Origin of the sequence: Anaeromicrobium sp. (assembly GCF_025210435.1) — a bacterium.
Taxonomy (GTDB): Bacteria; Bacillota; Clostridia; order Peptostreptococcales; family Thermotaleaceae; genus Anaeromicrobium.
The window spans coordinates 1-10,713 of the sequence record NZ_JAOART010000101.1 but is presented as its reverse complement, the minus strand read 5'-3'; the positions used below and the strand labels follow the sequence as shown (position 1 = coordinate 10,713).

The window sequence follows — 10,713 nt, the reverse complement described above, 5'->3', positions numbered from 1 at the left end:
GCTACTTGAACATGACACATGAACCTATATACGAAGATTCACACTTTCGCTTGTGACAAGGACTTGGGTGGAAAAGATTTTCAATATATTTTCCTGAAATAGGCCCGCATAAAGCAAGTTTATACACCAGAAATCTATATGACAACAATACCATTCTATACAATTTTTTTAAATATTATATTGTTACTTACCTAATTATAATATACAATTTCTCTAGGAGGGGATAAATTTGAGTGAGAACTATAAATTTAATCAAAATAGAAAATGTGAATATTTCCCGTGTCATAAGGTGAGTGATCCTGAAAAGTTTAATTGCCTATTTTGTTATTGTCCACTATATATGTTAAAAGAAAATTGTGGTGGTAATTTCAAATACAATAATGGAATAAAGGACTGTAGTGCATGTCTTGTGCCCCATGGGCCTAATGGATATGACCATGTCATGTCTAAAATGGGAGAAGTAATTAGAATAGGAAGCGAAAGAGAGTAAGACATATGAGGATGGTTATTTAAACCATCCTCATTTCTATGAAATAAATTATTAACCCTATAATTAAAGCAGGAATAGTAGTTATTATAGTTGCCCAAAGGGAACTTTTTCTATCTATTACCAGTAGTGGAAACAATGCATCTCCATCTTGAGATATGGCATTGGCAGCTAAAGCTGCAAAGGGTACTAGACCCTTAGTAAATAAAGTAACGAATATTACTTGGGGACCACAACCTGGTATTAATCCTATTAATGCTCCTACTAATACGGCATATAATCCAGCAGATGTCATAAGATTTGTCATTATGATTTCTCCTGCTATATAGTCTCCTTTTCCTAAAAAGAATATGCCAAATTCATATATCAAATAAGCCACATAGACCCATGTAGATACAAATGCCGTCTCAGAGGCACTGTGAATAATAGTTTCCTTCAAGGAAATACTCTTTAATTCTGCTTCTTCGTGGGTATCATCACCAATAAATTTCTTACTCATAACCATTAAAATTATGGATAATATGGTTCCTCCTATACCTACTATTTTCCCTAAATCCTTTATTAGAAGATCGTTAACATCTATTTGGAACAACAACATAACACCTAATATTAAGCCTAGGGCTAAAACTGCCCAATAGACTATAAATCCCCTATGGGTTATTTCATATGCAATAGTTCCATGGGCTTGATGGCCCTTAGCATGGTGGTGAAGGATTGCATCTATCTCATCACCTTCATCATGACCTATATGAGTAAACTCTTCTACACTTTCATTATTAATAATATGATGATCTGACCTTTCGTTTATAACCTGTGCTTCTTCCTTTGTGATTATATTCATATTTTTAAGTAGTTTATCACCCACATGATAATAATCCACTATGTATCCTGTTATTATGGCTCCAATAAAGGATATTATACTAACTAATACATATTCAAAGGGCAAAGTAGATATTATTACAAAGGCCGAATCCCCCATAGTTGCTATTAGGGTGGCTATTATGGTTCCAAAGGTGACCTTTCCCTTTACAAATAGGGGCATAACAAATATGGCTCCCCCACAACCCGGTGTTAGTCCTAATAGGGCTCCTAATATGGGCTGTATTTTTTTTGATTCTTCTATTTTTCTTATGAAATTTCCCGATTGTTTATAGTTAATATAACCAAATAGTAATAAAACTGCTCCGACAAAAACTCCTACCTGTAAAAATGCATTTTCTGCACTATTTAGTATAATATTTAATACTTCATTTCCCATGGTCCCCTCCTTAAATTTACTTCATTAATCTTTTTCCTTACTTATATACCCATCTATCCATAGATTATTCTTCCCAAAGTTCAATTATATAATCTTTTATAATATCCATTATACTCTCTAACCAATCTTCTTTAATACAATCCCTATCATATGTGATTTCTGGTGAAATTATTATGGTGGCAGTAGTAATTCCCCTCATATTTTCTATATTAATACATAAAGTTTCAACCTTTTCATCTCTTAATTTGTTCTTTTCAAAAACCATATATATAATTTCTTTTTCTTCATATAGTTTAAAGGATTGCTTATATATTAAATCTGCATCAATATCCATAATAAATAAATTCATAACTTCACTTGGTGCTACCGATAGAGATGCAATCTTTGTACACATTTTGTTAACCTCCTTCTGCTTTTATTTTATCTATATTCAGAAGGAATATAAATATTGCATAGATTGTTGATAAAATTGAGAGTTTTTTAATTAAGGCATACTCAAAAAAATAAATTAGTCATTTCACTGGTTATTTGAATTATTTTCTTCGTTATGGATCCCTTACATATGTTTAATATGCTCACTCACCATGCCTTGAAAATAATCCAAATCTCTCAGAAAATTGACTAGTTTATTTTTTTCATATGCCTAATCATTTTGTTATAATATAAATATGCTATGAAATTAAGGAGGATTGTCTATGGATTCTATTTACATATATACAGATGGAGCCTGTTCGGGAAATCAAAATGATACTAATTTAGGTGGCTGGGGAGCTATATTAGTTTATAAGGGTAATAAAAAGGAATTATATGGTGGTGAAAAGAACACTACTAATAACAGAATGGAAATGACTGCATTTTTACAGGCATTAAAATCTTTAAAAAAGGATGCTCTATCAATAAATATCTTTTCTGATAGTGGTTATTTAATAGATTGTTTTACCAAAAAATGGTATGTCAATTGGCAAAAAAACGGTTGGAAAAACGCTTCAAAAAAGCCTGTAGAAAATAAGGATCTTTGGGTAGAATTATTAGAAGAAGTTAAAAAACATAAAAAAATAAACTTTTATAGGGTAAAAGGCCATTTAAATATAAATAGTGAAGGTCAAATGAGTAAATGGTTTGAAAAATTCAAATCCTGGAATGGCCCTAATTTCACCAGGGAAGATTTCTTATATGTTGCTAAAATGAATATACGTGCCGATGAATTGGCTAATATGGGTGTAGATGAAATTAGATAATTTAAAAGACTAGGAATAATTCCTAGTCTTTTAAATTACAATCTTTCCTTATAAATGGCTTCTGCTGCCCTTTCTATGTAATCATTTCTCTTTTTCATGATTTTTTCAAAGTATTGGGCTATCTCATCATCTTCGATTTCTATCATTTGAGTCATACTATCAAAATTATTTAACATGTCAAATCCAACTTCAAGATAAGATCTTGCAATATCTATTTGACATAATTCATAAAGCTTATCTTCTCCTTCATATTCATTAATTATCTTTTGATATAGGTCAATAGCTTGGAAAAAATCTTTTCTAGTCATATGACCAATTATATCTCCTAAGTACTTTAAAGACCAATAATATACTTTAGGTTCATCCTTATATTCTCCTAACATATTATTAAAATGGCTAATGGCACCATTATAATCTTTTACTCTTATTAGCTCTTCACCTTCTTTAAACTTTTGTTGCCAACTCATAAAATTTCCTCCTTGGTATTTAAACTTATATAGATTTATAAACACTAAGCTTTCTTTATACTGTAACTTGCCTATAAGGGAAACCATTGAAAATTTTTGGAACCCTGGAACGTCACAACATCCTATGCTACTCTAACATGACTCATGAACCTATCTACGAAGATTCACAGTTTCGCTTGTGACAAGGACTTGGGTGGAAAAAAATTTCAATATATTTTCCTGAAATAGGCACACATAAAGCTGGTTTATAAATAAGAAATCTATAATATATTTTACCATGTTTTTTCAATTTTAAAAGCTATTACTCCATTTTCCACATTTATCGCCCCACATGGCGACTACTTGCCCGTTTACTTCCACCTTTATAACTTCACATACGTTACTGCATCCACTACACTCAAAGGTAGTAGGTACAAAATCTATATGGGCAGTTTCAAAACCCCTAAAATTGGTTTTTCTCTTAGTTTCATGAATAAATTCCTTGGCCAATATGGCTACTCCTAGGGCTCCCATCACATGGAAATTTTCTGGTACAAATACTTTTTCTCCCAGTTCCCTTTCAAAGGCATCCTTTATTCCATTATTAGCCGCAACTCCACCTTGGAACACATAGGGAGGTTCTAATTTTTTGCCCCGTCCTAAGTTACTCAGATAATTTCTAACAAGGGCTTCACATAATCCGTTTATTATATCTTCCTTTGAAAATCCAAATTGTTGTTTAGATATCATATCCGACTCTGCAAATACGGTACATCTTCCTGCTATCCTTACATTTTTTTCAGCCTTTTTAGCATGCTCTCCAAACTCTTCTATTGGAACTCCTAACCTTTCTGCTTGATGATCTAAAAAGGAACCTGTTCCCGCTGCACATACTGTATTCATGGCAAAATCCGTTATGAATCCATCCTTTAAAAAAATCATTTTAGAATCTTGGCCACCTATTTCAAATATGGTTCTAGCATCTTTCACATAATTCATAGTGGCTGTGGCATGGGCTGTTATTTCATTTTTTACCACATCTGCTCCCAGCATAATTCCTATTAATTGCCTTCCACTTCCTGTAGTTCCTACTCCACCTATTTCATAATCATCCTTTAGCTTATCTTTTAAATTTAGTAGGGCTTTCTTAGTAGATATGAGGGGTTGACCATTACTTCTACTATATTCCTTAAATACTATTTCATTATTATAATCTATGGCAACTAAATTTATACTTACAGAACCAATATCTACTCCCAAGTACACCTTTTTCATACTATCACCACCCGTTACGAAACTATTTTTCTTTTTTTCTTTGTTTTTATAATATCTATAAAGGCCTCTATTCTAGTTAAATTATTGGCAAGGCCACTTTGTTCATCTAGGGCAATACTAAGTATGGGCATATTTATTTCCCTAGACATTCTAGGTATTATACTTTGTGATACTAGTTCTGGTAGACAACCAAAGGGTAGTAGATGAATTATTCCATCAAATCCCTTCTCCTTATAGTCCACTATATGGCCTAGGGTTTCCTTTGCATGACCACCAATTTGTACTTCTATGTAAGGTTCTCCCTTTTTTAATATTTCATCTTCCCTGTCATTTCTAAAGATTTTAGGTACTATATTATGATCTGCCCAGTCTGATAAATAATGACTTCTTCTTACTTCACAGCCTAGGGATGCCAATACTTCTTCTATTTTCATATTTACAGATGACTCCATAACCACATATATTTCCCCTACTATGCCTATTCTTATTTTAAAATCTTCCTCCACATATTTTATAGATATATTATCTACTATATGTTGGCTAGTTTTCTTTGCCTTTTTTAAATCCTTATTATCCTTTACCTGATCATACAATTTAATAATTTCTTCTAATGCCCTACTACATTGTCCCTTATTTATTTCATAGGCCCTTTTAGTCTGTATAATCTTTTCAAAATAATCTATGTCTTTAGTAATTTTATAAACTAATCTAAGACTTTTATATACTTTTAATGGAGATGAGCATTTAACAAGTTTCATCATATTCCTCATAAAGCCCTTAAAATCCTTATGTATAGAATCAAATACAATAAACTCCACATCATATGCCATATTATTTAAAATCTTTTTATGAACTTCACCATAAAATCCTGCCCTACAAGGGCCATGGCCCCCTGATGTAACTATCACATTAGCTCCCCGCTCTAGGGATTCTATATAAGTACCCATTATGGCTTTCATGGGAAAACAAGCAAATTCTGGACTATGTTTTACTCCTAGTTCTATGGTTTTTTTAGTTGGTTTATTAGGACATACTATTTCATGCCCCAGTAGTTCTATTAATTTTTTGTATATTATGGGATTTCCCATGTGAGGAAAAGTCATTTTCACCTTTAATCACCCCCATCTTTTTTCTTTTAATCATATCCACAAAGGCTTCAATTCTAGTTAGCAAATGATTTTCTCCCGTATGCTCATCAATCCTAATGGTCATAAAAGGCGTCTTATAATTATCACTATCTATTTCTAAAACCTTTCCTATAAATGAATCTGGGCCACATCCAAAGGCAGTAAGATGAATTACACCATCTATATTATTATCACTAAAGAAGTGATAACCAGCCCCTAGAAGTCTATTACTAAAGGTCCAAAATAATTTTTTCCTCATGAAGTCTATAGATCTGTCTAATTCCTTTTCCTCTATCATTTCAAAGGTTTTAACCCTAACCCCTAAACTCTTTAACTTACTTATTATGTTCATACTAATGTATTCATCATAAACATTGTATACATATCCTAATAGACCTATATTTACTTTTTCATTTGTTTTTTCCATTATTTTATTTTCCATTATTTCATCTATGGTATATCCACTTTTACTTATCTTTCTAAAATCTTTCCATTCTTTGCGAGCCATCTTTAAAGCCCTTTTTAAGTCTTTATACTTAATAGGAAGTTTTTCTATTAAGTCCTTGTAATTTTTTATATTTGATATATCCTCTTCTAATGACTGGATTTTAGGGCTTAAAAGCTTATGTTCAACCCTAGGAATCGTATATTTAATCATATCTGGAAGACCCATAAACTTAGGGCAAAAATATTCATTTTTTCCTATTTTCATCATCCTTGGAACAAAAATATAATCTACCTTGTCCAATAAGTAAACCACATGACCTGAAAATATCTTCATCGGCACACATATTTCAGATGCTGAATATTCTATGCCCTTATTTAGTATGGACTTTGAAGTCTTAGGGGACACTACTACTTCCATTCCTAATTCTTCAAAGAGTCTCTTAAAAAAGGGATAATAAAAATAGTAAATCAATGCTCTAGGAATACCTATTCTCACATATCTCATCTCCTTGTTGTGTATTTGTTAAAAGAATCTGTATGTTCTATAAATATGTTTAAAATCCTCAGTTATTCCTAAAACATGCCTTATGTTTTTCCATTTGACCCCTTTATGTTTTTGCCACTAAATGGTATACTAACTATAGAATCGTCATTTACTGCTAAAGGTACTCAATTAGGGTTTAATAGGGAAGATTGGTGTAAATCCAACACAGCCCCCGCTACTGTAATTAGGGACGAAACCTCAGTTTACCACTGTTTTAATAACGGGAAGGTGAGGAAGTAGATTGATCTATTAGTCAGGAGACCTACCTTATGTAGATGTACATTCTTCGGTGGGAAGAATAGTATTTTATTAAATGAGGAGTGATATAAATGAATATGTACAAAAATTTAGGTAAGCCAACTGATAAGGTGTATACAGGAAATAAAGAAGGAGATAAGATTATATTCTATACCTTAAAAGAAAACTGTGCTAAAGATAAATCTGAGTTAAAGAAAAAATTTTTTAGCAGTATGATATGCCTATTTAAATAATATGGATGTTGATCCCTTAGCCCTTAAATCTTCCCACCAGAAAAAGGGCCTGTTAATAAGCCTCCTCCACTATCCTAATAGATTATTTCTTTTTTGAAAAAAAGAATTTGCCCGAGGGCAAATCCTTATACATTCTTAATTATTTCCAATACTAATCTAGCACTATTTACTAAATCTTCTATACTAATGTGTTCTTCTAATGTATGAGGTTTTTTCATTCCTACCCCTAAGTTTATGGCCTTAACTCCATTTCCGTTTAATATGTTAGTGTCACTTCCACCACCAGATGCTTTAGTAGTTGCTTCAAATCCTAGTATGTCACAAGCATTTTTAACTAATCCTACTATCTCATCATTTTCATCCACGCTAAATGCTGAATATGCACGTGGTGTTTCTATTTCTGCCTTAGCTCCAAACTCCTCACAAGCCTTTTTAATACACTCAACCATGTGGGCCGTTTGTCTATCTAACTTTTTGTTTACTAAACTTCTAGCTTCTCCCGTTATAGTAACTTCTGGACAAACTATATTAGTAGCTTTACCACCTTCTACTATACCAATATTAGCAGTAGTTTCTTCATCTATTCTAAGTAAATTCATCTTACCTATGGCTGCTGCTGCCACTTGAATAGCACTTATTCCTTCTTCTGGGCATACTCCCGCATGGGCTGGTGTACCTATGATCTTAGCCACTAATTTGTCTTGAGCAGGTCCCTTTATTATAATTTCCCCTGGTGATCCGCCACTATCTAGTACAAAGGCTTTTTTTGCTTCAATCTTATCATACTCTAGATTTTTAGCTCCATAAAGGCCTCCTTCTTCATAGATACTAAATACCACTTCTATATTTCCATGGTCTATCTTTTCTTCTTTTAATGTTTTTACAGCTTCTATAACAGCAGCTATACCTGCTTTATCATCTGAACCTAATATGGTAGTTCCATCACTATATATTACCTCATCCTTTATAATAGGCTTTATTCCTATACCAGGAGTTACCGTATCCATATGAGCACTAAACATGATAGGTTCAGCATCCTTATTCCCTTCTAATTTAGCTATGATGTTTCCCGTGTTTGAACCAGCCTTTTCTCCTGCCTTATCTATGTACACACTAAATCCTAATTCTTCTAATTCGCCTTCAATTTTTTCTGCAAATTCCTTTTCGTTTTTTGTTTCACTATCGATTTGAACGTACTCTAAAAACTTTTTTACTATTCTTTCTCTATTTATCATGAAAATCCCCTCCTAAGGGTATATTATACACTAATTATTATGGTTATAAAAAAAGTTAAGGGTTTAAAGTTAAGAGATTTTTCTCCCTAAACCCTTAACACTAAACCATATTTTTAAAAATCACATTAATTACATAGGTAATTTAATGAATGCATCTGGTCCAATTGGTGCTCCACTTATAAACCAGAATATTAATAATATTGTCCATCCTAACAATAACATCATAGAGTATGGTACCATTGTGGAAATTAATGTACCTATACCATTTAAAAGACTTACAGCTTGAATAGTCACATTTTTCCGTATGAAAATACAGTATACTCACAATTCGTTCGCCATCAAAAACCATTCTATTTTCTTCCGCATACACTTATGAAAAATTCTTTTTTTTAGTAATTTTCACGAAATGCGCAGGAATTTTTTAACACTTATTTTCCTTTTGAATAATATATATTAAGGAGGGATTTCACTTCATGGAACAAAAAAAATTATATGATGATAGCCTCTTGCTATTTTATATAGCACTTTTACTTATATTTAGTCAAAATGATTATTGCAAAGAACATGGTACTGAGTTTCTATTGTTTTTTCTAAATTTAGTCCTCATCCTTAATCCCTTATACACTAATCCTTTATAGATTAATCAACCCAAGCTTTCCCTATATGGGTAGTACCAGCGAAGCTGTCACCAGGGGTAAAGTAGATTCCATTAATTGTAAATATCAATTATTCTATTCCCAGTCTTCTTTCAATCTATAGAATGTATTTCTTTTCAAGTCAAGTAATTCCATAGCTTTAGTAGCTGTTATATCTCTAATTTTATATTTATTGTATATGGCTTCCCACTCTTCAGGGAAGTCTATTTTTTTACGACCTTTGTACTTACCTTCAGCTTTGGCTAGAGCAATTCCTTCTCTTTGTCTTTCTAATAGACATTCACGCTCAAATTCAGCTATAGCACCTATCATTGTAAGCATTAGCTTTCCAGTTGGAGTTGTAGTATCTAAATTTTCTTTAAAGCTTACCAAGCTAACTCCTTTACTTTTAAAGTAATCCACTAACTCTAGTAGATCTTTGGTACTTCTTGCTAACCTACTAAAACTTTCTATATGGATTATATCTCCTTCTCTGGCATATTCCATAATTTCTTTTAATTTAGGTCTATTGGTATCTTTGCCACTACATTTATCTATGAAAATCTTTTCTATATTCTTTTCTTCCATTAAAACTCTCTGGCGACCTTCATTTTGTTCTAATGTTGATACTCTTATATATCCTAACTTCATATATTCACCCACTTTATTGTTGTTATTGATAGATTATACAATTTTATTTATTTAGAATCAAGGCATTGCAAAACTCTTGTTTATAAAATACAAAAACAACTTTAAATAAACAACTCTTAGGTACGCTTCGAGTGTTTGGTTATACTATAGTGTAGATAAACACTTGGTATATAAACAAATTGTCTTTTATTAACATTCAAAACAATAAAGGCAAAGACCAGTTTAATTTTACCAAGTCCTTGCCTTTATTATTTCATGAATTTTTCTAACATACAATATGAAAGCATTTATACACCTTAATTGCCAACTGCTGATATAGGTCTTCATCCAGCTTTCCATTTATATAGCTATATTTTTTTATATGTTTTTCTAAAAATCTATAATAATCCCCAAAATCAACTCTATTTCCCATTTAAAGCCCCCCCTTTTAAGCCTTTTTAAATATACAATTTTTAATATCTTCTACATCTTGTTTAACATCTTCTACTACACTTAGCTTATCCGTTAAGCTAGCTATTATCCCTTGATATTTTGCTTCCCTTTCTTCTTGTCTCAAATCTCTTTTTTCCTGATTTTTTAGTATGTAAAAAATCAGAACTACAGTAAGAACTGTCCATATGCATTGGCTAGATGCTAATTGGTTCTATGTCAATATATTAGACACAAAAAGTTGAACTTTTTATGCAATTTTTTTAGTTAAATCTTCACATTCCTGTGGAGTTAAATAGCCAATACTAATATGTATCCTTTTTCTATTATACCAACATTCTATATATTCAAACATAGATAATTTAGCTGCCTGAAAATCGTAATATTTTACAAGGTAGACTTCTTCTTTTTTTAATGATGCATGAAATGACTCTATACAAGCATTATCAT

The 10,713-nt window shown here is 31.8% G+C and carries 14 protein-coding genes, 1 pseudogene and 1 riboswitch; of the genes and pseudogenes, 3 read left to right on the top strand and 12 right to left on the bottom strand.

Features of this window, described 5'->3' with window-relative positions:
- Positions 1-229: 229 nt before the first annotated feature.
- Positions 230-490, top strand: a complete 261-nt coding sequence (locus tag N4A57_RS12510) for a cysteine-rich small domain-containing protein (protein WP_293658331.1) — start codon at positions 230-232, stop codon at positions 488-490.
- Between the two features lie 19 nt (positions 491-509).
- On the opposite strand, the gene N4A57_RS12505 is transcribed toward N4A57_RS12510, so the two are convergent.
- A complete protein-coding gene (locus tag N4A57_RS12505) occupies positions 510-1,745 on the bottom strand; it encodes a putative manganese transporter (protein ID WP_293658330.1) in 1,236 nt (411 codons plus the stop codon).
- 64 nt (positions 1,746-1,809) lie between these two features.
- Positions 1,810-2,139 carry a hypothetical protein gene (locus N4A57_RS12500; RefSeq protein WP_293658329.1) on the bottom strand — a complete coding sequence of 110 codons (330 nt, stop codon included), beginning with the start codon at positions 2,137-2,139 and terminating at the stop codon, positions 1,810-1,812.
- Between the two features lie 301 nt (positions 2,140-2,440).
- On the opposite strand from N4A57_RS12500, the gene N4A57_RS12495 reads away from it, so the two are divergent.
- A complete protein-coding gene (locus N4A57_RS12495; protein WP_293658328.1) occupies positions 2,441-2,983 on the top strand; it encodes a ribonuclease H family protein in 543 nt (180 codons plus the stop codon).
- 35 nt (positions 2,984-3,018) lie between these two features.
- Here the strand turns inward: N4A57_RS12495 and N4A57_RS12490 are convergent, their stop codons facing one another.
- The 4 genes from N4A57_RS12490 to N4A57_RS12475 all read right to left on the bottom strand — a co-directional run bounded on the left by N4A57_RS12490 (position 3,019) and on the right by N4A57_RS12475 (position 6,774).
- Entirely contained in the window at positions 3,019-3,450 is a 432-nt protein-coding gene (locus N4A57_RS12490) for a tetratricopeptide repeat protein (RefSeq protein WP_293658327.1), read from the bottom strand.
- Positions 3,451-3,741: 291 nt separating this feature from the next.
- On the bottom strand, positions 3,742-4,704 hold the full coding sequence (locus N4A57_RS12485) for an acyl-CoA dehydratase activase (RefSeq protein WP_293658326.1): 963 nt from the start codon (positions 4,702-4,704) through the stop codon (positions 3,742-3,744).
- A 14-nt stretch (positions 4,705-4,718) separates the two neighbouring features.
- Positions 4,719-5,813, bottom strand: a complete 1,095-nt coding sequence (locus N4A57_RS12480; RefSeq protein ID WP_293658325.1) for a CoA protein activase — start codon at positions 5,811-5,813, stop codon at positions 4,719-4,721.
- Positions 5,743-6,774: an acyl-CoA dehydratase activase-related protein gene (locus N4A57_RS12475; protein ID WP_293658324.1), complete on the bottom strand. Its 1,032-nt coding sequence runs from the start codon at positions 6,772-6,774 to the stop codon at positions 5,743-5,745. The genes N4A57_RS12480 and N4A57_RS12475 overlap by 71 nt, the downstream gene beginning before the upstream one ends.
- 150 nt (positions 6,775-6,924) lie before the next feature.
- Positions 6,925-7,106, top strand: a riboswitch (cobalamin riboswitch).
- A gap of 45 nt (positions 7,107-7,151) precedes the next feature.
- Here N4A57_RS12475 and N4A57_RS12470 point away from each other — a divergent pair.
- Positions 7,152-7,313 carry a hypothetical protein gene (locus N4A57_RS12470; protein WP_293658323.1) on the top strand — a complete coding sequence of 54 codons (162 nt, stop codon included), beginning with the start codon at positions 7,152-7,154 and terminating at the stop codon, positions 7,311-7,313.
- A gap of 125 nt (positions 7,314-7,438) precedes the next feature.
- Here N4A57_RS12470 and N4A57_RS12465 read toward each other — a convergent pair whose 3' ends face one another.
- From N4A57_RS12465 to N4A57_RS12440, 6 genes and pseudogenes are all read right to left on the bottom strand, one after another.
- Positions 7,439-8,548, bottom strand: a complete 1,110-nt coding sequence (locus N4A57_RS12465; RefSeq protein ID WP_293658322.1) for a M20/M25/M40 family metallo-hydrolase — start codon at positions 8,546-8,548, stop codon at positions 7,439-7,441.
- A 129-nt stretch (positions 8,549-8,677) separates the two neighbouring features.
- Positions 8,678-8,842, bottom strand: coding sequence for an AbgT family transporter (locus N4A57_RS12460; protein WP_293658321.1), 165 nt, complete (start codon positions 8,840-8,842; stop codon positions 8,678-8,680).
- A gap of 437 nt (positions 8,843-9,279) precedes the next feature.
- Positions 9,280-9,834: a recombinase family protein gene (locus tag N4A57_RS12455; RefSeq protein WP_293658320.1), complete on the bottom strand. Its 555-nt coding sequence runs from the start codon at positions 9,832-9,834 to the stop codon at positions 9,280-9,282.
- Positions 9,835-10,099: 265 nt separating this feature from the next.
- Complete coding sequence (locus tag N4A57_RS12450; RefSeq protein WP_293658319.1) at positions 10,100-10,246, bottom strand: helix-turn-helix domain-containing protein; 147 nt, start codon at positions 10,244-10,246, stop codon at positions 10,100-10,102.
- A 15-nt stretch (positions 10,247-10,261) separates the two neighbouring features.
- Positions 10,262-10,462 (bottom strand): annotated as a pseudogene (locus tag N4A57_RS12445) (BhlA/UviB family holin-like peptide); the annotation flags it as partial.
- 51 nt (positions 10,463-10,513) lie between these two features.
- On the bottom strand, positions 10,514-10,713 hold a 200-nt coding region (locus tag N4A57_RS12440; RefSeq protein ID WP_293658318.1), incomplete at its 5' end, for an IS3 family transposase.